The sequence below is a fragment of the Paracoccus sp. T5 genome (genome assembly GCF_048538155.2).
Classification (GTDB): domain Bacteria; phylum Pseudomonadota; class Alphaproteobacteria; order Rhodobacterales; family Rhodobacteraceae; genus Paracoccus.
On the sequence record NZ_CM135809.1, the window covers coordinates 1,684,054 to 1,704,937 of the forward strand.

Below are 20,884 nucleotides of genomic sequence, written 5' to 3' on the forward strand. Positions count from 1 at the left end.
GGTGCGCCGCCTGCCCGTGGGTCAGGCCGCGATCTTCGCGTCGTCGGGATCTCCGCTGCCGTCATCGGGCAGGCCTTCGCGCGACAGCATCACCGCGACGGGGCGCAGCCAGGGAATGTGGGCACAGACGATCATCAGGGCGACCATGATCGGCACGGCCAGGAACATTCCCGGTATCCCCCAGACCGCCCCCCAGAAGGCCAGCGACAGGATGATCCCGAAGCTGGACAGGCGCAGCGTCTGGCCCAGCAGCATCGGATCCAGGATGTTGCCGATGACGAATTGCACCACCGTGATGGCGATGCCGATGGCCACCGTGATCGTGGTGTCGCCGGTCAGCACGAAGACCAGGATCGTGCTGATCACCGTCGCCGCGATCGAACCCACTGAGGGCACGAAGTTCAGCACGAAGGTCAGGATCGCCACGGCGGTCGCAAGCTCCAGCCCGGCAAAGTTGAAGATCGCCCAGACCAGCCCCGAGGTGACGGCGCTGACACCGGTCTTGACCACCAGGTAGCGGTTCACCCGGTGCATGATCGAGGCGATGATGCGCCGCACCTGCACGGCGCGTTCGGCGTCGCCCGTCAGCCGCTCGACCTTGACCGGGAACCAGACCTGTTCGGCGAACATGAAGCCCACGAAGAGGATCACCAGCACACTGCCCGACAGGATGCCCGAGGCCTGTCCGGCCAGCGACCGGATCCAGCCGGTGATGTTGAAATTGGTCAGTGCGGTGATGATGCGTTCCTGCGCCTCGGGGCCCAGACGCTCGGTCAGGGCGGGCAGGGCGGCCTGCGCGCGTTCGGCATAGGTGATCGCCAGGAACACGATCTCGTTGACCTGCGCAAGGATCGTGGTCGAGATCCACAGCAGGCCAAGCGCGATGCCGATCAACGCCAGGGTCGTGGCCAGCCAGTTCGGCACCCTGAGCCGCGTCGAGATCGCGTAGATCGCATCAGAGGTCAGCGAAAACAGGATGATCGCGATGGCCAGAGAGATCAGGATGAACCGCGCCTGAACCAGCATGAACATCAGCAGCGAAAAGGCGATGATCCCCAGAAAGCCGGTCTGCAACCGCTCTCGCAACACCGAGTCATTCGCTTGATCCAAGTCCGGTCCCCGCATGCAGATCAAAAAAACCCGGCCCTGCATCGCAGGGCCGGATCGTCATGGTGTCAGTCCTGATCCTCTTCGGTCAATGCCTCGGCATCGCCCTGTTCGGCAATGCGGGCGACCGAAACCACCACCTCGCCATTGCTGGTGTTGAAGATCCTGACACCGCCGGCGCTGCGCGAGCGGAAGCTGATCCCCTCGACGGGCACGCGGATCGACTGGCCGGTCGAGGTGGCCAGCATGATCTGGTTGTCGCTTTCCACCGGGAAGCTGGCGACCAGGGGTCCGCCGCGCATGCCGCGGTCCATGGCCATCACGCCCTGACCCCCGCGTCCGCGCACCGGATAGTCGTGGCTGGAGCTGGTCTTGCCCGTCCCCTTGGCGGTGATGGTCAGGATCAGGTCCTCGGCCGCCGACATTTCGATATAGCGCTCCTGGGTGATGACGCCTTCGGCCGGCGCATCCTCGTCCTCATCAGCCTCGGCCCCGTCGTCCAGCGCACCTGCAACCGCGCGGCGCATCTTCAGATAAGCGACCCGTTCCGACGGATCGGCCTCGAAGTGCCGGATGACGGCCATGCTGACCACGCGGTCGCCCGCCGCCAGCCGGATGCCCCGGACGCCGGTCGAATCCCGGCCCTTGAAGACACGGACCGCCGTCGTCGGAAAGCGGATCGCCCGGCCCTGGGCGGTCAGCAGCATCACGTCATCCTCGGTCGTGGCCATCCGGACGCCAATCAGGCTGACGCCCTCGGGCAGCTTCATGGCGATCTTGCCGTTCGACCGGACGCTGCCGAAATCCGACAGGGCGTTGCGCCGCACGTCGCCGTCCGAGGTGGCGAAGATCACCTGGTAGCTGTCCCATTCGGCCTCGGGCGCATCCACCGGCATCAGGGCCGCGATGCTGACCCCGGCATCGATCGGCAGGATGTTGACGATGGCCTTGCCCTTGGACGTGCGGCCGCCCAAGGGCAGGCGCCAGGTCTTGAGGCGATAGACCATGCCGTCCGTGGTGAAGAACAGCAGCTCGGTATGCGTGCTGGCCACGAAGAGCGTGGTCACCACGTCGTCTTCCTTGGTGGCCATCCCGGACAGGCCCTTGCCGCCCCGGCGCTGCGCGCGGAATTCGGCCAGCGCGGTGCGCTTGATGTAGCCGCCCGAGGTGATGGTCACGACCATGTCCTCGCGCTCGATCAGGTCCTCGTCCAGCATGTCGCCGGCCCAGTCGGTGATCTCGGTCCGGCGCGGCACGGCGAACAGCGTCTTAACCTCGGTCAACTCGTCTGAGATAATGGCCATGATCCGCTCGCGCGAGGCCAGGATCGCCAGATAGTCGCGGATGCTGTCGGCCAGCGACTGCAGCTCGTCGGTGACCTCCTTGACGCCGATCTGGGTCAGGCGCTGCAGGCGCAGGTCCAGGATGGCGCGGGCCTGCACCTCGGAGAGGTTGTAGGTGCCATCCTCGTTCACCGGGTGCAGCGGGTCGTCGATCAGCCGCAGGTATTCGACGATGTCATGGGCCGGCCAGCGCCGCTCCATCAGGCGCGTGCGGGCCTCGGCGGCATCGGCGCTGCTGCGGATCGTGGCCACGACCTCGTCCACGTTGCTGACGGCGACGGCCAGACCGCACAGCACATGGCTGCGCTCGCGCGCGCGGCGCAGTTCATAGGCGGTGCGCCGGGCCACGACCTCTTCGCGGAAGGCGATGAAGTAGGTCAGGAAGTCGCGCAGCGCCAGCTGTTCGGGCTTGCCGCCGTTCAGCGCCAGCATGTTGCAGCCGAAGGTGGTCTGCAGCTGGGTGAACCGGAACAGCTGGTTCAGCACCACGTCGGGCGTCGCGTCGCGCCGCAGTTCCACCACGACCCGGACACCCTGCCGGTCGGATTCGTCCTGGACCGAGGCGATCCCCTCGACCCGCTTTTCCTTGGCCAGTTCGGCGATCCGCTCGATCAGGGTGGACTTGTTCACCTGGTAGGGGATCTCGTCCACGACAATGGCAAAGCGGTCCTTGCGCGGCTCCTCGATATGGGTCCTGGCGCGAATGATGACGCTGCCGCGCCCCTCCAGATAGGCCTTGCGCGCGCCCGACCGGCCCAGGATCATCGCGCCCGTCGGAAAGTCGGGACCCGGGATCATCTCCAGCAGGCGTTCGGTCGGCAGGTCCGGATCGGCGATCAGCGCCAGCGTGGCGTCGATCACCTCGCCCAGGTTGTGGGGCGGGATGTTGGTGGCCATGCCGACGGCGATGCCGCCGGCGCCATTGACCAGCATGTTCGGAAAGCGCGCCGGCAGGACGGTCGGCTCGCGGTCCTTGCCGTCATAGTTGTCCTGGAAATCGACCGTATCCTTGTCGATGTCCATCAGCAGGTAGTTGGCCGGCTTGTCCATGCGCACTTCGGTATAGCGCATCGCGGCCGCCGGATCGCCGTCCATGCTGCCAAAGTTGCCCTGGCCGTCCAGCAGCGGCAGCGACATCGAAAAGTCCTGCGCCATCCGCACCAGCGCGTCATAGATCGCGCTGTCTCCATGGGGGTGATACTTGCCCATCACGTCGCCGACCGAGCGTGCGGATTTGCGATAGGGCTTGTCTGCGGTGTTGCCGCTTTCGTCCATCGCATAGAGGATGCGGCGGTGAACCGGCTTCAGACCGTCGCGCAGGTCGGGGATGGCGCGGCTGACGATCACCGACATCGCATAGTCCAGATACGAGGTCCGCATCTCGGAGCTGATGTCGATGACGGGCCCGTCGTGATGCATCACCACACGGGTCCCGGCGTCACCTTCTTCGCCGTTCTCGGGGGTTTCGGGCAGATCGTCTTCTGGGGTGTCGGCCACGGGTATTCCTCAACATCTAGTTGGTGTTCGGTATAGCCGAGCCGCCGGCGCGGGGCAATCGCGCCCCCGCCCCGGAACCGGGAAAAGCGCCCTTTTGACGTTCAGTTGCCCTTGCGGGCCGCAACTGCCCAAAGCCCCGCAAGCCCCGCCGACAGGATGGCGTTCCAGCCCGCCATCGAGACGCCGAGGAAGCTCCAGGCGATCTCGTCGCAGCGCACCACGGGGGCGGCCTGCAGGCGGGTCATCAGGTCCTGCGTGGTCAGGCGCGCCAGGTCGCCGACCCCGCCCGAACAATGCGACGGTCCCGCCCACCAGGCCAGTTCCACGCCCGTGTGATAGAAGGCCAGAGCCGTGGCCGTGGCCGCCGCTGCCAGCCCCAGGATCGCCAAGGCGCGGGTGCGGCCGGTCAGCCAGATCAGCCCCGCGATAACGGCGGCCGCGACATGCGGCCAGCGCTGCAGGATGCACAGCTCGCAGGGCGCATAGCCCGCGGCTTGGAAGCCAAGTGCCGCAATCAGCAGCAGGGCCGACCCCGCGCCCGCCAGAAGGGAAAGCTGTCTGCCCGTCACAGGAACCTCACCGCTGCAAGTCCGCCGACCAGGCAGACCATGAAAATCGTGAACACCAGGCCCAACCGGCGTTCGATGAAATCGCGGATCGGCGGCCCGAAGCGCCACAGAAGCCCCGCAACCACGAAGAAGCGTCCCGCGCGCCCCAGGATCGAGGTCAGCACGAAGACCGGCAGGGACAGGCCGACGGCGCCGGAAAAGATGGTGATGACCTTGAAGGGAAAGGGCGTCAGCGCCGCGATCAGCACCGCCCAGCCTCCGTAGATCTCGAAACGTTCGGCCAGCTGCTGATAGGCCGCCTCCTTGCCATAGGCGGTCAGGACCCATTGCCCCAGCGTGTCCATCAGCACCGCGCCGATCCAGTAGCCCAGAAGCGCGCCCAGGACCGACCCGATCGTGGCGATCGACGCGATGATCCAGGCCCGTGCCCGCTGCGCCAGCACCATGGGGATCATCAGCACGTCCGGCGGGATCGGAAAGACCGAGCTTTCGATGAAGCTGATGGCGAAGAGCGACGAATCCGCGTGCTTGTGACCCGCCAGGCCCATCGTCCAGTCGTAAAGCCTGCGCAGCATGTCCGTCCCTTCGATCGTTGCCCTGTGCATCCGCGCTTCGCGGTGCAAGGTCAAGCCTCTGCGTGGCAGGTCGCAGCGCTGTGATGGGCGGGGGAACCGGTTGTTCTTCCGGGCGTTCGGCGCAACAGGCCGGTTCGGAAAAGGGTGTCGAAGATGAAATGGCGGGGCAGGCGGGGCAGCAGCAATATCGAGGACCGGCGCGGCATGGGTGCGGCGGGCGGCATCGGGGTCGTGGGGACGCTGGTGGTGCTGGCGGTGGGGTATTTCTTTGGCGTCGATGTCAGCCCCATCGTGCGCGAACTGGACCAGCAGGGTGGCAGCACCGAACTGAGCCAGCGCGACGAGGAATGGGGCCAGTTCGTGTCGGTGGTGCTGGCCGATACGGAGGAGGTCTGGGACCCGCTGCTGCGCGACCAGGCGGGTCTTGCCTATCAGGACCCGACGCTGGTCCTGTTCCGGGGCGCGGTGCAGTCGGCCTGCGGCGGCGCCTCGGCAGCGATGGGACCCTTTTACTGCCCCGGCGATCAGCGCGTCTATCTGGACACCGATTTCTTCGACATGATGGGCGAGCGGATGGGTGCGGGCGGCGACTTTGCGGCCGCCTATGTGATCGCGCATGAGGTCGGGCACCATGTCCAGAACCTGACCGGCGTCCTGGGCGCGGTGCATGGAGAGCGGGGCCGCATCTCGGAGGTGGACTCGAACCGCCTGTCGGTGGCCACCGAACTGCAGGCGGATTGCTATGCCGGGATCTGGGCGCGACATGCGCAGGAACGTTTCGGCAGCCTGGACGTTGGCGACCTGGAAGAGGCGATGCGGGCCGCCGAGGCCGTGGGCGATGACGTGATCCAGGCCAGCGCCGGACGCACCCCGATGCCGGACAGTTTCACCCATGGCTCGGCCGCGCAGCGGCGGGAGTGGCTGGAGCGGGGGTTTGGCTCCGGGGACATGGCCCAGTGTGACACCTTTGCCGCGCAGAATCTTTGACCGGGCCTGCCCAAGGAAACAGAGGACAGAATGACCACCATCGTGATGCTGTTTGGAGTTCTGACAGCCTTTGCCATCACCCTGCGCTTGGGTGCGCCCAAAAGCCGCGTGACCGCCACCAAGGACTAAGGGTCAACGCGGCATCCGCGGGGCTCCCCGCGGATCAAGCGTCGCCCATTCGGGCCAGAACCCCAGCTTTTCCAGCGCCACCAGCGCCAGCCCGCCCGCGACGATCCCCAGGACCAGCTTGACCATCCGGGCACTGGGGGGACGACGTGCCCATTTGGCAGCCCGCAGAAGCCAGATCATATTGTTCATCGCGCGCCCCGCCTGCTAAGTGCTGGCGCGACTCGAACCAGACGCCGCGCCGAAACTCAAGAGCTTGCCCTTGCCCAACCATCACGACAGCCGAAACCTGCCCTATTCCGCGCGCCAGATGTACGATCTTGTCGCCGATATCGAAAGCTATCCGCAGTTCCTGCCCTGGAACAGCGCGGCCCGGATCAGGTCCCGCCAGACCCGGCCGGACGGTGCCGAGGAAGTGGCCGCCGATCTGGTCATCAGCTTCAAGGTGTTCCGGGAGCGCTTTGGCAGCACGGTGGTGCTGTGGCCCCGGAATGATCAGGGCGAGTGGAAGATCGACACGGAATACCTGGACGGCCCCTTCAAGTACATGCGCAGCGGCTGGACCTTCACCGACCTGCCCGAAGGCGGCTGCCATGTCGACTTCTTCGTGGATTTCGAGTTCCGCAACGCGATTCTGCAGCGGCTGATCGGCGTGGTCTTCCACGAGGCCATGTCGCGTATCGTGCGCGCCTTCGAGGACCGGGCCCGCAAGCTCTATGGGGCGCCGCAGCGCTGATCGCGAAAGGGCCGCCCCATCCGGGCGGCCCTTGTCATTTCAGCTCAGCGCCGCTTTCAGCGCCTCGGCCTTGTCCGTCCGCTCCCAGCTGAAGGCGGTGGCGCCGTTCAGCGGGTGGGGGGCACGACCGAAATGGCCATAGCTGGCCGTCGGGCGATAGATGGGGTGCAGCAGGTCCAGTTCGCGGATGATGGCAAAGGGCCGCAGGTCGAACACCTCGCGCACCGCCGCCACGATCCTTTCGACGGGCACGGTTTCGGTTCCAAAGCAGTTGAGGCTGATCGAGGTGGGCTCGGCCACGCCGATGGCATAGCTGACCTGGATCTCGCACCGGCTGGCCAGGCCCGCCGCGACGATGTTCTTGGCCACCCACCGGCCTGCATAGGCGGCCGAGCGATCGACCTTGGACGGGTCCTTGCCCGAGAATGCGCCGCCGCCGTGACGCGCCATGCCGCCATAGCTGTCGACGATGATCTTGCGCCCGGTCAGGCCGCAATCGCCGACCGGGCCGCCGATCACGAACTTGCCGGTGGGGTTGATGAAGTACTTGGTCTGGTCCGACAGCCACTCGGCCGGCAGGACCGGCTTGATGATCTCCTCGATCACCGCCTCGCGAAGGTCGGCCAGCGCAATCTCGGGGTTGTGCTGCGTGGAGAGCACGACCGCGTCGATCCCCGAAGGCCGGCCGTCCGCGTCATAGCGCAACGTGACCTGGGATTTCGCATCGGGGCGCAGCCATTCCAGCGTCCCGTCGCGGCGGACCTTGGACTGGCGCTCGACCAGCCGGTGGGCATAGGTGATCGGCGCGGGCATCAGCACGTCGGTTTCGTCGCTGGCATAGCCGAACATCAGGCCTTGGTCGCCCGCGCCCTGTTCCTCCAGGCTCTCGCGGTCGACGCCCTGGTTGATCTCGGGCGACTGCTTGCCAATGATGTTGATGACCGAGCAGGTCGCCCCGTCAAAGCCCACGTCCGACGACGTGTAGCCGATGTCGTTGATGACCCCGCGCACGATGGATTCCAGGTCCACCCAGGCACTGGTCGTGATCTCGCCCGAGATGATGGCGACGCCGGTCTTGACCATGGTCTCGCAAGCGACGCGGGCGCGCGGGTCCTCGGCCAGGATCGCGTCCAGGATCGCGTCGCTGATCTGGTCGGCGATCTTGTCGGGATGGCCCTCGGAAACGGATTCCGAGGTGAACAGGGAATATTCGGTCATGTCACTCAGTACCGGTAATGATCGGATTTGAAGGGGCCTTCGGGGGTGACCCCGATATAGGCGGCCTGTTCCGGCGACAGCGTCGACAGTTTCGCGCCCACCTTGTCCAGGTGCAGGCGGGCCACCTTCTCATCCAGCGCCTTGGGCAGGATATAGACGCCGGGCTTGTAGTCCTCGCCCTTGGTCCACAGCTCGATCTGGGCCAGAACCTGGTTGGTGAAGCTGGCCGACATCACGAAGGACGGATGCCCCGTGGCGTTGCCCAGGTTCAGCAGGCGCCCCTGCGACAGCAGGATGATGCGACTGCCCGAAGGCATCTCGATCATGTCCACCTGGTCCTTGATGTTGGTCCACTTGTGGTTGCGCAGGGCGGCGACCTGGATCTCGTTGTCGAAATGGCCGATATTGCCGACGATGGCCATGTCCTTCATCTGGCGCATATGCTCCAGCCGGATCACGTCGCGGTTGCCGGTGGTGGTGATGAAGATGTCGGCGCTGTCCGCCACATCCTCCAGGGTCACGACCTCGAACCCGTCCATGGCGGCCTGCAGCGCGCAGATCGGATCGACCTCGGTCACCTTCACCCGCGCACCGGCGCCCTGCAGCGACGCCGCGGACCCTTTGCCCACATCGCCATAACCGCAGACGACCGCGACCTTGCCGGCCATCATCACGTCGGTGGCGCGGCGGATGCCGTCGACCAGCGATTCCTTGCAGCCGTACTTGTTGTCGAATTTCGACTTGGTGACGCTGTCGTTCACGTTGATCGCAGGGAAGGGCAGCTGGCCGTTCTTCTGCAGATCATAGAGGCGATGGACGCCGGTCGTGGTTTCTTCGGACACGCCCAGGATCTGGTCGCGCGTTCGGGTGAACCAGCCGGGCGACTGCGCCATGCGCTTGGCGATCTGCGCCTTGATCACGGCCTCCTCGTCCGATTGCGGCACCGGGATGATATCCTCGCCGGCCTCGGCACGGGCGCCCAGCAGGACATAGAGCGTGGCGTCGCCGCCATCGTCCAGGATCAGGTTCGGGCCTTCAGCGAACTGGAAGGAACGGTCCAGATAGTCCCAGTGCTCTGCCAGGGACTGGCCCTTGATCGCGAAGACGGGGACACCGGCGGCGGCGATCGCCGCGGCGGCATGGTCCTGGGTCGAATAGATGTTGCACGAGGCCCACCGCACGTCGGCCCCCAGCTCCACAAGGGTTTCGATCAGCACGGCGGTCTGGATGGTCATGTGCAGGCTGCCGACGATGCGTGCCCCCTGCAGCGGGCGGGCCTCGCCATATTCGGCGCGCAGGGCCATCAGGCCCGGCATCTCGGTCTCGGCAATATCCAGTTCCTTGCGGCCGAATTCTGCCAGCGCCAGGTCCTTGATGATGTAATCGGTCACGTGATGTCTTTCGTCATACCCAGGTTGCCCCGGGGATAGCGCATGCCCCCCCTCTTCGAAAGGGGCTATTCTGTCACCCCGGCCTGTTCATGCGGGTAGCCGTTGGCTGCTGCGCGCGACGCGCAGGATGAAATCCCGCGTCAGCATCTTGGCCGTCGCAACAGGGTCGTTGCCCAGGGTGCCGTCCACCATCCGGTCGTCCACGACCATGCGGGCCAGCCCATAGGCAAAGCTGCGCGAGGACAGGACCAGCAGGGGAATATCTTCCTTGGGATGGATCAGGCCTTCGGTTTTCGCGCGCGTCAGCATCCGCGTCATCAGGTCGGTGACCGAGTCGACGTAGCGGCGCAGGCCGGCGACGTTCATCACCTCCAGCAGCCGCTGGTCGGACATCAGGCGGAACTGCGCCCGGTGACAGTCCGCCCAGTCAAGATAGGCTTCGCCCAAGGCGATGAACTGGGCCATCGGGTTGCGGGGATCGACCCGGACCACGGCCCTGGTGCAGGTGTCGATCAGGATGATCAGGGCCTGCTCGACCGCGGCGATCAGCAGCGTCTTGTCGTCGGGAAAAAGCCGCGCGATGGCTTCCGGCGGAACGCCCAGGGCCTCGGCAACCTCGGCCCGCTTGGGGGCGCGCGACTGGCTTTCCTCGACCAGGGACATGGTCACATGAACGGCGCGTTCATGAAGTCTCATGGCATCAATATCTTGGCTGGAGTGGCTCATTTCTTCTGGCCCCGGTTTCGTTGGCAGCATGAGGCGAAGCAAAACAGCTCAATCTGAAATGTGACCCAAGTCTGAAATGGCAGAATCCGTCCGCAATATGGACGAGGAATTGCGTCTGATAACCCCACCATACCACGAACAAAACAATCCGTGATATGACTAAAAAGACAGGTTCGGGGCCTCAGAGTCAATTCGCGGCCCCGAGGGGCCGCGAATATAATTGCAGGAATGGTAAATCAGGCGTCGGCGCGGGCCTGCCGCTTGCGCTCGTGCGGGTCCAGATGCCGCTTGCGCAGGCGGATGTTCTTGGGCGTCACCTCGACCAGTTCGTCGTCGTTGATATAGGCGATGGCCTCTTCCAGCGACAGGCGGACCGGCGGCGTCAGGCGGACCGCCTCGTCCGTGCCCGAGGCGCGGACGTTGGTCAGCTGCTTGCCCTTCAGCGGATTCACTTCCAGGTCGTTGTCGCGGGTGTGCTCGCCGATGATCATGCCCTGGTACAGCTGTTCCTGGGCGCCGATGAAGAACTTGCCGCGATCCTCCAGCTTCCACAGCGCATAGGACACGGACACGCCGTTCTCCATGCTGATCAGGACGCCCTGCCGACGGCCCTGGATCGCGCCCTTGTGCGGGGCCCATCCGTGGAAGATGCGGTTCAGCACGCCGTTGCCGCGCGTGTCGGTCATGAACTCGCCCTGGTAGCCGATCAGGCCGCGGGCCGGGACATGGGCCAGGATGCGTGTCTTGCCGACGCCGGCGGGGCGCATGTCGACCAGATCGCCCTTGCGTTCCCCGGTCAGCTTTTCAATGACCACGCCGGTATATTCGTCATCAACGTCGATGATGACTTCCTCGATCGGCTCAAGACGCTGGCCGTCCTCTTCCTTGTAGATCACGCGCGGACGGCTGATCGACAGTTCAAAGCCCTCGCGGCGCATGTTCTCGATCAGGACGCCCATCTGCAGTTCGCCGCGGCCCGAGACGACAAAGGCCTCGCCGCCCGGCGTGTCCTCGACCTTGATGGCGACGTTGATCTCGGCTTCCTTCATCAGGCGCTGGCGGATGACGCGCGACTGGACCTTCTTGCCGTCCTGGCCGGCCAGCGGGCTGTCGTTGATGCCAAAGGTCACGCTGATGGTCGGCGGATCGATCGGCTGCGAGGGCAGGGCCTCCATCACGTCCGGATGGCACAGCGTATCGGCGACGGTGGCCTTGGCCATGCCCGCGATGGTGACGATGTCACCGGCCTCGGCCAGGTCGATCGGGGTCTGGGTCAGGCCGCGGAAGGCCATGATCTTGCTGATGCGGAACTGCTCCAGCCGCTCGCCGTCACGCGACAGGGCCTTCAGCGTGTCGCCCGCCTTGGCGGTTCCGGATTCGACGCGGCCGGTCAGCAGGCGGCCCAGGAAGGGGTCGGCGCCAAGCGTGGTGGCCAGCATCTGGAACGGCTCGTTGGCGCGCGCGATCTGCTTGGGCGGCTGCACGTGCTTCAGGATCAGGTCGAACAGGGCGTCCATGTTCTTGCGCTCGCCGTCCAGCGTCGCATCCGCCCAGCCGCCGATGCCCGAGGCATAGACATGCGGAAAGTCCAGCTGTTCGTCGCTGGCGCCCAGGTTGGCGAACAGGTCGAAGACGTCGTTCAGCACGTCGTCGGGCTCGGCCGCCGGCTTGTCGACCTTGTTCAGCACCACGATCGGACGCAGGCCCAGGGCCAGCGCCTTGGAGGTCACGAACTTGGTCTGGGGCATCGGGCCTTCGGCGGCATCGACCAGCAGACAGACGCCGTCCACCATCGACAGGATGCGCTCGACCTCGCCGCCGAAATCGGCGTGGCCCGGCGTGTCGACGATGTTGATGCGGGTGCCCTTCCATTCCACAGAGGTCGCCTTGGCCAGGATCGTGATCCCGCGCTCGCGTTCGATGTCGTTGCTGTCCATCGCGCGTTCCGCGACGGCCTGGTTTTCGCGGAAGGCGCCCGACTGACGCAGCAGCTGGTCCACCAGGGTGGTCTTGCCGTGGTCGACGTGGGCGATGATGGCGATGTTGCGGATATCCATGACGGCCTTGATCATTAGGTTTCGCGGCTGCCCTAGCGGATCGGGGCCGCAAAGGCCAGCCCGCAAATGGCACGGGCCCCCGCCATGCCGGCGAGGGCCCGAGTTCCGTGGCGTCCCTGTCGCGGCCCGCGCGGGGCCGCCTTCGCTCAGCGCAGGCCGAGGAAGGACAGCACGAACAGGACGACGACGACAAGGCCGACAATGTAGATGATCGAGTTCATGATGTATTCCCTTATGCTCAGGTGCCGTCCTTGGGCGTCTTGCCCGCGGACATGCGGCACGTCCCTTTCGCAACGGTGACCGGTCGCAACGGGTTCCGGCCTCGGCGGGAAAAAATCGCGCCCTTGCAGATAGCTGCGCCCGGATCCATGTCTCAGCCGGTCGCCCTGTCATTTGCGCGACGCAGCCAACCCAGGCCCGACAGGCTGTGCCGGGCCGGGTGGTATTCGGCACTGACCCAGCCGCGATATCCCCAGTCGTCCAGCTCGGCGAAGAAGGCGGGATAGTCCAGTTCACCGTCATCCGGCTCGTGCCGGCCCGGATGGCCCGCGATCTGGATGTGGCGCACCAGCGGCGCCACCTTCCGCCAGCAGGCCGTCATGTCGCCGGTGATGATCCGCGCGTGATAGCAGTCCAGCTGCAGCCCCAGGTTCGGCGCGGCGATCCCCTCGATGATCTCGGCTGCCAAGTCGAAGTCCGAGAGGAAATATCCGGGCATGTCGGTCCGGTTGATCGGCTCGATCGTCAGGCTGGCATGGGGCGCGCGTTCGGCCGCCCAGGCGAGGTTGCGGCGGAACGTGTCCAGCGCCTCCGGCCCCTCGGCAACCCCGGCCATGACGTGGATGTGGCGGGCCCGCAGCGCCTGAGCCACGCGCAGGCTGCGCTCGAAGTCGCGCTGGAACCGTTCCTCCAGCCCCGGCACGGCGGCAAAGCCGCGCGGCCCGCCGGCCCAGTTCGGCGGCGGCGTGTTCAGCAGCACCATCTCCAGCCCGGCCGCCACGGCGCTGCGATAGATCTCGGCCGCCGCGATGTCATAGGGAAAGAGGATCTCGACCCCCTTGAAACCCGCTTCGGCGGCCGCCGCGAAACGCTCGCGCATCGGAAGCTCGGTGAACAGCATCGTCAGGTTCGCGGCGAAACGGGGCATTCACGGCTCCAATGCGAAAAACTGACCGGCCGAGACGATCCCGATCTGCCCGTCCGGCCCGATCTCGGCCGCATCCGCCAGCCGGTAAAAGGTCTTGCGGTCGATCAGCGCCTCCAGCCCCGCCCGGACATGGACATAGGGCCGCGGTTCGCCCGCATCGCCCCGGACCATGATGGGGTGATCGGGACCCGCCGTGACCTGGTCCCCCACATTCGTGGAAAAGGTCACGGTGCCGTCCGAAATCTCGGCATCGACGGCCAGGAAGGGCGCGTCCTGCACCCGGATGCCGACCTTTTCCACCGGGGTCACCAGGAAGAAGCTGTCCCCTTCGCGCTTGAGGATGGTCGAAAAGAGCCGCACCATCGCCGGCCGGCCGATGGGGGTGCCCTCGTGGAACCACGTCCCGTCGGCGCGGATCTCGATGTCCAGTTCGCCGCAATAAGGGGGATTCCACAGATGCACCGGCGGCAGGCCGCCTTTTGCGGCCTTGCTGGCGGCTGCCGCCAACCCCTCGGCACTCACGCTTTTGTCACCGTTTTCCGCCATTGGATCTGGTCGCCTCCACTTCGACTGCCTATGCTCCGGCTTAAAGCAGCAGAAGGGCATTGTCATGACGTCGGACGAAATTCTGGTGCAAGAGGTGCAGGCCCTGGCCGCCCGCCTGGCCGAGGCCCGTCTGAGCGTCGAGCAGCGTTTCGTCGGACAGCACGAGGTCGTTGAACAGGTGCTGGCCGCGATCCTGGCGGGCGGCCACGCGCTCTTGGTCGGACAGCCCGGCATGGGCAAGACGATGCTGGTCGCGACCCTGGCCACGGTGATGGGGCTGGACAGCCAGCGCATCCAGTTCACGCCCGACCTGATGCCCGCCGACATCCTGGGGTCCGAGGTTCTGGACGCCTTGCCCGACGGCAGCCGTGCCTTTCGTTTCATCGAAGGGCCGGTCTTTACCCAGCTGCTGATGGCCGACGAGATCAACCGCGCCAGCCCGCGCACCCAGTCCGCCCTCCTGCAGGCCATGCAGGAACGCGAGGTTACGATCAGCGGCCGGCACCGGCCGCTTGGGCGGCCCTTCCACGTGCTGGCCACCCAGAACCCGATCGAGCAGGAGGGTACCTATCCGTTGCCCGAGGCGCAGCTGGACCGCTTCCTGCTGCAGATCGATGTGGGCTATCCCGACCGCGACACCGAACGCCAGATCCTGCTGACCACGACCGGCCTGGAGGAGGGCGCCCCCCATGCCGCCTTCGCGGCCGGCGACCTGATCGCGGCGCAGCGCCTGATCCGCCAGATGCCCGTGGGCGAGGCCGTGGTCGAGGCGATCCTGGACCTGGTGCGCGCCAGCCGCCCCGGCGCCCCCGAGGCCGCGCCCTTCATCAGCGACGCGCTGGTCTGGGGACCGGGGCCGCGCGCGGCGCAGGCGCTGATGCTGGTCACGCGGGCCCGCGCCGTGCTGAACGGCCGCTATGCGCCGACGCTGGACGACGTCCATGCGATGGCCGCGCCGGTGCTGCGGCACAGGATGTCGCTGTCCTTCTCGGCCCGGGCGCGGGGCGAGACGGTGGACGCGGTCATCGCGCGGCTGCTGGACGACCGGATCGGCGGCCGTCGCGCGGCATGACCCGATCGCCCATCGATCTGCGGGCCGGGGCCGAGGCGGCAGGCGGGCACCTGCCCGCGCTGGTGCTGTCGGCCGAGCGTCTGGCCGCCCTGATCGCGCCCGGTGCCCACGGCCTGCGCCGCGCCGGACCTGGTGAGGATTTCTGGCAATACCGCCCCGCCGCCAGCGGCGACGAGATGCGCAGCATCGACTGGCGGCGCTCGGCCCGGTCGGACCAGGAATTCGTCCGCGACCGTGAGGCGCAAAGCGCGCAGGCAGCGGCGATCTGGGTGTCCGGCGGGCAGGGCATGAACTATTCGGGCGGCGCCGACCGGCCGACCAAGGCCGACCGCGCCCGGCTGCTGGGGCTGGCGCTGGCCATGCTGCTGCTGCGCGGCGGTGAAAAGGTGGGCCTGCTGGGCCAGCCCGCGCGCGCCGGGCGCATCCAGGCCGACCGGCTGGCCGAGGCGCTGGCAGCCGCCCCGGCAGGCACCGCCGAAGAGGAGGCCGCACCGGCCGAAGGGCTGCGCCCCAACCAGCGCGTGATCGTGCTGTCGGATTTTCTGGCAGATCCGGCTTGGGTGCAGGTGCTGCTGGTCCGCGCGGCAGGTCTGGGCGTGACCGGACTGCTGTTTCAGGTCCTGGACCCGGACGAGGCGCATTTCCCCTATGACGGCGCGGTGGAATTCCGCTCGGTCGGCGGAAGCCTGCGCCATGACAGCCGCGATGCGGGCGGGCTGCGCGCTGCGTATCTGGCGCGGCTGGACGAACGCCGGGCTTGGCTGCAGGCCCGCTGCGACGAGGCCGGCTGGCAGTTCGGCCAGCATCTGACCGATGCCGCGCCCGCGGCCGCCCTGGGGTGGATGTGGTCTGCCCTGGGCCGCGAGGCCGGGCGCTGATGCTGCTGCTGGGGCCACTGGGATTTGCGGCGCCCTGGGTGCTGGCGGCGCTGATCGCGCTGCCGGTGCTGTGGGTGATCCTGCGCGCCATGCCGCCCGCGCCCCGGCGGATCGTCTTTCCGGGCGTGGCGCTGCTGGCGGGCCTGGCCGATCGCAACCCTGTCGCGCGGCGCACGCCCTGGTGGCTGCTGCTGCTGCGGCTGGCGGCCGTCGCGGCGCTGATCCTGGCCTTTGCCGGCCCGATCTGGAAGCCGGTCCCGCAGGAACCAGCGGATGGGCCGCTGCTGGTTGTGATGGACGCGGGCTGGGCGGCGGCGCCGGATTGGGCGGCCCGTCAGGATCGTGCCGAACGGGCGCTGGTCGCGGCCGCCGCCGCGGGCCGACCGGCGGCGCTGATCCTGGCGGACGGGCGTGACGGGGCAGGGGCACTGGCCTTCGAGGCCGCTGATGGCCTGATCGCGCGGCTGCGGGCGGCGCAGCCCGTGGCCTGGCCCTCACGCTTGCCCGAGGATCCCCAAGGCGCGCTGGCCGCCGCACCAGAGGGCCGGCTGTCGACCCTGTGGCTGACGGATGGGACCGAACATCCGAACCGGCGCGCATGGCTGGCGGCGCTGACGGCGCGCGGTTCCGTCACCGTCGTGCCGCCGTCGCGTCCGCTGCGGACGCTGGCGCTGGCGCAGGGGGACGCGCCGTCGCTGACCCTGACTTCCACCGATGACGCGGCCCCGGCGGTCCTGGCCATCGGTCCCGATCCGCAGGGGATCGAGCGTGAACTGGCCCGGCTGGTCCCGGGCGATGCAACCGATCGCGACGGCACCTGGGTCCGCCCCGTGGCCATCGACCTGCCGCCGGAACTGCGCAACCGCATCACCCGCTTTCGGATCGAGAACGAGGCCCATGCCGGGGCGGTCGTCCTGGCCGATGACCGCGTGCGGCGGCGCAAGGTGGCGCTGGTCGGCAGTCCCGCGGGTCAGGCCGAGGGGCAGGTGCTGCTGGCCCAGACCCATTACCTGCGGCAGGCGCTGGCCCCATCGGCGGATCTGGTCGAGGGTTCGCTTGGCGACGTGCTGGACAGCGCGCCCGATGTCATCATCCTGGCCGACCAGGTGCAGCTAGCCGAGATCGGGGAACTGGCCCAATGGGTGGATGCAGGCGGCCTGCTGATCCGCTTTGCGGGTCCCCGCATGGCCGGGTTCGAGCGGCTGATGGACGAGCCCCTGCTGCCTGTCATGCTGCGCCAGGGCGGGCGCGACATCGGCGGCGCGCTCAGCTGGGGCGACCCGCGGGGGCTGGCCCCCTTTTCGGCCGACGGACCCTTTGCCGGACTTCCCGTGCCCGACGATGTCACCGTGCGTGCGCAGCTGATGGCTCAACCCGCGCCGGACCTGTCGGCCAAGACCATCGCGGCGCTGTCGGACGGCACGCCGCTGATCACCCGCGACAGGCTGGGGCAGGGCCAGGTCGTGCTGGTCCATGTGACCGCCAACGCAGAGTGGTCGAACCTGCCGCTGTCCGGTCTGTTCGTCCAGATGATGGAGCGGCTGGTCGCGACCGCCCGCCTCAGCCCGGCCGACGCGGCCGGTGACGACCGCCAGCAGCCCTTCTGGACAGCCGAAACGGTGCTGGACGGGTTCGGGAACCCGGCCACGGCCGAAGGGCTGGCACCTGTCGCCGCCGAGGACCTGGCCCAAGGACCGGGGCCTGATCGTCCCGCCGGCATCTATGCTGCGGGCGAGCGGCGCCAGGCGCTGAACGCGGGCGGACCGATCCTGCAGGCCCAATGGCCCGGCGCGACCGTCGAGGCCGCGCAGGCGGCGCCGGGCCGCGACCTCAAGGGCGCGCTGCTGGCGGCGGCGGCGCTGCTGCTGGCGCTGGATGCGCTCGGCTCGGCCTGGCTGGCACGCGGCGGGCGGGTCGCTGTGGCGCTGATCCTGGCACTGTCGCTGATGCCGCGTCCGCAGGCGGTCCTGGCCCAGGACCTGGACGCGGAGCTGATGCGCGCCGCCACCGAGGTCGCCCTGGCCTATGTCGTCACCGGTGAGGGAGAGGTCGACCGTGCCTCCGAACAGGGTCTTTGGGGTCTGTCGCTGGCCCTGCGGCAGCGCACGTCGGTCGAACCAGGCCGGCCCATCGGCATCGACCTGGACCTGGACGACCTGTCGCTGCTGACCTTCCTCTACTGGCCTGTGACCCAGGGGCAGGCGCCGCCCTCGCCGCAGGCCTATCTGCGGCTGAACGCCTTTCTGCGGTCGGGCGGGATGATCCTGTTCGACACGCGCGACGGGGATATCGCCGGGATCGGCGGTCCCGACATGTCCGACGCGCTGCGCCGGCTGGCCGCGCCGTTGGACATCCCGCCGCTGGCCCCCGTGCCCGAGGATCACGTCCTGACCCGCAGCTTCTATCTGCTGGGCGATTTTCCCGGCCGCTGGCAGGGCAACCCGGTTTGGGTCGAGGCCCCGCCCGTGGGCGCCGAGGCCGAGGCAGGCGTCCCCTTCCGGCAGCTGAACGACGGGGTGACCCCGGTCGTGATCGGCGGCAACAGCTGGGCCGAGGCCTGGGCGGTCGATGACAACGGCTATCCCACCTTTCCCATCGGCCGGGGCTGGGAGGGCGAGCAGCAGCGCGAGATCGCCTTCCGCTTTGGCATCAACCTGATCATGTATGTGCTGACCGGGAACTACAAATCCGACCAGGTGCATGTCCCGGCACTGCTGGACCGGTTGCGGACCGAGGAGATGCTGGCCCCATGACGGCAATCCGTTTCGATCCCGCGCTGCCCTGGTGGGCGATCGGTGTCCTGGCGGCGCTGGCCCTGCTGGTCGGCGGCTTTGCGCTGTGGCGCGGATTGCGGGGCTGGGCCTGGCGCGGGCTGGCGGGCCTGGCGGCGGCCCTGGCCCTGGCCGGACCCGCGCTGGAGATCGGCACGCGGGCCGGGCTGTCGGACATCGTGATCCTGATCGACGACCGCTCCTCCAGCCAGGACCTGCCCGAACGCGGCGCGCAGTCGGACGCCGCCGTGGAACGCCTTTCGGCACAGCTGACGGCGCTGCCCGACACTGAACTGCGGAGGGTGACCCTGGGCGATGACCCGGACGGCACCTTGTTGGCCACCGCGATCAGCCGAGCCGCCGCCGCCGAGCCCGAGGCGCGGCTGGCGGGCGTCATCGCCGTCACCGATGGCCGCCTGCATGATCCGGCCATGCTGCCCGCCGACCTGCCGGCCCCCGTCCATGTGCTGCTGACCGGGCGGCCACAGGACTGGGACCGGCGCCTTGTCATCGAGGAGGCGCCCGCCTTTGGCCTGATCGACCAAGAGGTGACGATCCGCCTGAGGGTGGAGGATCAGGGCGCGCTGCCCGGTGAGCTGCCCCGTGGCAGCGTCAACCTGCGCCTGTCGGTCGATGGCGAGGAGGCGCAGAGCGTCGCGGTGCCCCTGAACACCAGCCTGGACTTGCCGGTCATCCCCAGCCATGCCGGGCAGAACGTGGTCCAGATCGCCGTCGATCCGGTGCCGGGCGAGCTGACCGACCGCAACAACGCCGCCGCCATCAGCATCAATGGGGTCCGCGACCGGCTGCGCGTGCTGCTGGTGTCGGGAGAGCCGCATGCCGGCGAGCGCACCTGGCGCAACCTGCTGAAATCCGACGCGGCGGTGGACCTGATCCACTTCACCATCCTGCGCCCGCCCGACAAGTCCGACGGGGTCCCGGTCAGCGAGCTGTCGCTGATCGCCTTTCCCACGCGCGAGTTGTTCCTGGAGCGGATCGACGATTTCGACCTGATCATCTTTGACCGCTACAGCGTGCAAGGCATCCTGCCGGCGGAATACTACCTGAACATCGTGCGCTATGTCCGTGAAGGCGGGGCGGTTCTTGTCTCTGCCGGCCCCGAGATGGCCTCCGTCGAAAGCCTGAACCTGTCGCCCCTGGGGCAGATCCTGCCGGCGCGCCCGACCGGGCGGGTGATCACCCAGCCCTTCATGCCGCGCCTGACCGAGGACGGGCAGCGCCATCCCGTGACGGCCGCGCTGCCCGGCGGCGGGCAGGAGGGTTCACCGCAGGATGGCGCACCGGATTGGGGCCGCTGGCTGCGCATGACCGAGGTGACGCCTGATCCGCAGGCTCAGGTGGCACTGACCGGGGCCGAGGACCTGCCGCTGCTGATCCTGGACCGGGTGGAGGAGGGGCGCGTGGCGCTGCTGACCTCGGACCAGGTCTGGCTGTGGGGGCGCGGGTTCGAGGGAGGCGGGCCGCAGCTGGAGCTGCTGCGCCGCATCGCCCATTGGTCGATGAAGGAGCCTGAGCTGGAGGAGGAGACGCTGATCTCGGACATTCGCGACGGGCTGTCGGTGCGCTTTACCCGCCGCACCATGGGCGACAGCGCGGGGCCGCTTGTCGTCACGCGCCCCGACGGCAGCACCGAGGAGGTCGCCCTGACCCCCGACGGGCCGGGCCGCTTCATTGCCGACTGGACGGCGCCGGAGCCGGGCCTCTACCGGCTGCAGGACGGCAATCTGCGCCGTGTTCTGGCCCTCGGCCCCTCGGCCCCCCGCGAATTCGAGCAGACCGTCGCGGATGCAGCCCTGCTGGCACCCTTGGTCGAGGCGACCGGCGGCGGCATCCACCGCCTGTCCGACGGCGTGCCCGACCTGCGCCAAACCCGCGCGGGACGCGCCGCCAGCGGAACCGGCCTCGGCGGCGGCTGGATCGGCATCACCCCGCGCGACGCGGCGACCGTCACCGGCCTCGAACGCCGGCCGGTCCTGCCGGGCTGGGCCTGGCTTGCGCTGGTGGCCGGCCTGATCCTGACCGGCTGGCTGGCCGAAGGCCGCCGCGGGCGGGCGGTCTGACGCCGATGGTGCCCCGGTCCGTCCGCCCGACGCGCTTGCCAAGCCAATCCCCGGTTG

General features: G+C 68.0%; 17 protein-coding genes and 2 pseudogenes. 7 read left to right on the plus strand and 12 right to left on the minus strand.

Annotated elements, in window-relative coordinates; genetic code table 11:
- Positions 1-21: 21 nt before the first annotated feature.
- From ACNR9W_RS08310 to ACNR9W_RS08325, 4 genes are all read right to left on the minus strand, one after another.
- Positions 22-1,110 (minus strand): AI-2E family transporter, encoded by a 1,089-nt coding sequence (locus tag ACNR9W_RS08310; RefSeq protein ID WP_419267838.1) that lies wholly within the window; start codon positions 1,108-1,110, stop codon positions 22-24.
- Between the two features lie 65 nt (positions 1,111-1,175).
- On the minus strand, positions 1,176-3,869 hold the full coding sequence (gene gyrA / locus ACNR9W_RS08315; protein WP_419267850.1) for a DNA gyrase subunit A: 2,694 nt from the start codon (positions 3,867-3,869) through the stop codon (positions 1,176-1,178).
- Between the two features lie 179 nt (positions 3,870-4,048).
- Complete coding sequence (locus tag ACNR9W_RS08320) at positions 4,049-4,516, minus strand: disulfide bond formation protein B (protein ID WP_419267837.1); 468 nt, start codon at positions 4,514-4,516, stop codon at positions 4,049-4,051.
- Positions 4,513-5,091 carry a YqaA family protein gene (locus ACNR9W_RS08325; RefSeq protein WP_419267849.1) on the minus strand — a complete coding sequence of 193 codons (579 nt, stop codon included), beginning with the start codon at positions 5,089-5,091 and terminating at the stop codon, positions 4,513-4,515. The genes ACNR9W_RS08320 and ACNR9W_RS08325 overlap by 4 nt, the downstream gene beginning before the upstream one ends.
- Before the next feature lie 153 nt (positions 5,092-5,244).
- Here ACNR9W_RS08325 and ypfJ point away from each other — a divergent pair, with 153 nt between their 5' ends.
- The gene (ypfJ, locus tag ACNR9W_RS08330; protein ID WP_419267836.1) at positions 5,245-6,078 is read left to right on the plus strand and encodes a KPN_02809 family neutral zinc metallopeptidase; all 834 of its coding nucleotides are present in this window, start codon (positions 5,245-5,247) and stop codon (positions 6,076-6,078) included.
- 132 nt (positions 6,079-6,210) lie between these two features.
- On the opposite strand, the gene ACNR9W_RS08335 is transcribed toward ypfJ, so the two are convergent.
- Positions 6,211-6,396, minus strand: a complete 186-nt coding sequence (locus ACNR9W_RS08335) for a hypothetical protein (RefSeq protein ID WP_419267835.1) — start codon at positions 6,394-6,396, stop codon at positions 6,211-6,213.
- 70 nt (positions 6,397-6,466) lie between these two features.
- Between ACNR9W_RS08335 and ACNR9W_RS08340 the strand changes: the two genes are divergently transcribed.
- Positions 6,467-6,940 (plus strand): type II toxin-antitoxin system RatA family toxin, encoded by a 474-nt coding sequence (locus ACNR9W_RS08340; protein WP_419267834.1) that lies wholly within the window; start codon positions 6,467-6,469, stop codon positions 6,938-6,940.
- A gap of 39 nt (positions 6,941-6,979) precedes the next feature.
- On the opposite strand, the gene metK is transcribed toward ACNR9W_RS08340, so the two are convergent.
- The 7 genes from metK to ACNR9W_RS08375 form a co-directional block, all read right to left on the minus strand.
- Positions 6,980-8,158: a methionine adenosyltransferase gene (metK, locus tag ACNR9W_RS08345; protein ID WP_419267833.1), complete on the minus strand. Its 1,179-nt coding sequence runs from the start codon at positions 8,156-8,158 to the stop codon at positions 6,980-6,982.
- Positions 8,159-8,163: 5 nt separating this feature from the next.
- Positions 8,164-9,549 carry an adenosylhomocysteinase gene (gene ahcY, locus ACNR9W_RS08350; protein ID WP_419267832.1) on the minus strand — a complete coding sequence of 462 codons (1,386 nt, stop codon included), beginning with the start codon at positions 9,547-9,549 and terminating at the stop codon, positions 8,164-8,166.
- Between the two features lie 87 nt (positions 9,550-9,636).
- Complete coding sequence (locus tag ACNR9W_RS08355; RefSeq protein WP_419267831.1) at positions 9,637-10,245, minus strand: TetR/AcrR family transcriptional regulator; 609 nt, start codon at positions 10,243-10,245, stop codon at positions 9,637-9,639.
- Positions 10,246-10,511: 266 nt separating this feature from the next.
- Positions 10,512-12,332 carry a translational GTPase TypA gene (gene typA, locus ACNR9W_RS08360; RefSeq protein ID WP_419267848.1) on the minus strand — a complete coding sequence of 607 codons (1,821 nt, stop codon included), beginning with the start codon at positions 12,330-12,332 and terminating at the stop codon, positions 10,512-10,514.
- 146 nt (positions 12,333-12,478) lie between these two features.
- Positions 12,479-12,613 carry a hypothetical protein gene (locus ACNR9W_RS08365; RefSeq protein ID WP_419267830.1) on the minus strand — a complete coding sequence of 45 codons (135 nt, stop codon included), beginning with the start codon at positions 12,611-12,613 and terminating at the stop codon, positions 12,479-12,481.
- Between the two features lie 92 nt (positions 12,614-12,705).
- Positions 12,706-13,479, minus strand: a complete 774-nt coding sequence (locus ACNR9W_RS08370; RefSeq protein ID WP_419267829.1) for a hydroxypyruvate isomerase family protein — start codon at positions 13,477-13,479, stop codon at positions 12,706-12,708.
- Positions 13,480-14,025, minus strand: a complete 546-nt coding sequence (locus ACNR9W_RS08375) for a DUF1285 domain-containing protein (protein ID WP_419267828.1) — start codon at positions 14,023-14,025, stop codon at positions 13,480-13,482.
- Between the two features lie 64 nt (positions 14,026-14,089).
- Between ACNR9W_RS08375 and ACNR9W_RS08380 the strand changes: the two genes are divergently transcribed.
- From ACNR9W_RS08380 to ACNR9W_RS08400, 5 genes and pseudogenes are all read left to right on the plus strand, one after another.
- On the plus strand, positions 14,090-15,097 hold the full coding sequence (locus ACNR9W_RS08380) for an AAA family ATPase (RefSeq protein ID WP_419267827.1): 1,008 nt from the start codon (positions 14,090-14,092) through the stop codon (positions 15,095-15,097).
- Positions 15,094-15,975 (plus strand): DUF58 domain-containing protein, encoded by an 882-nt coding sequence (locus ACNR9W_RS08385; RefSeq protein WP_419267826.1) that lies wholly within the window; start codon positions 15,094-15,096, stop codon positions 15,973-15,975. The genes ACNR9W_RS08380 and ACNR9W_RS08385 overlap by 4 nt, the downstream gene beginning before the upstream one ends.
- Positions 15,975-16,169 (plus strand): annotated as a pseudogene (locus ACNR9W_RS08390) (BatA domain-containing protein); the annotation flags it as partial. The gene ACNR9W_RS08385 and the pseudogene ACNR9W_RS08390, both read left to right, overlap by 1 nt.
- Before the next feature lie 1,884 nt (positions 16,170-18,053).
- Positions 18,054-18,728, plus strand: a pseudogene (locus ACNR9W_RS08395) (DUF4159 domain-containing protein); the annotation flags it as partial.
- The gene (locus ACNR9W_RS08400) at positions 18,725-20,827 is read left to right on the plus strand and encodes a hypothetical protein (RefSeq protein WP_419267825.1); all 2,103 of its coding nucleotides are present in this window, start codon (positions 18,725-18,727) and stop codon (positions 20,825-20,827) included. The pseudogene ACNR9W_RS08395 and the gene ACNR9W_RS08400, both read left to right, overlap by 4 nt.
- The last annotated feature ends 57 nt before the right edge of the window (positions 20,828-20,884 follow it).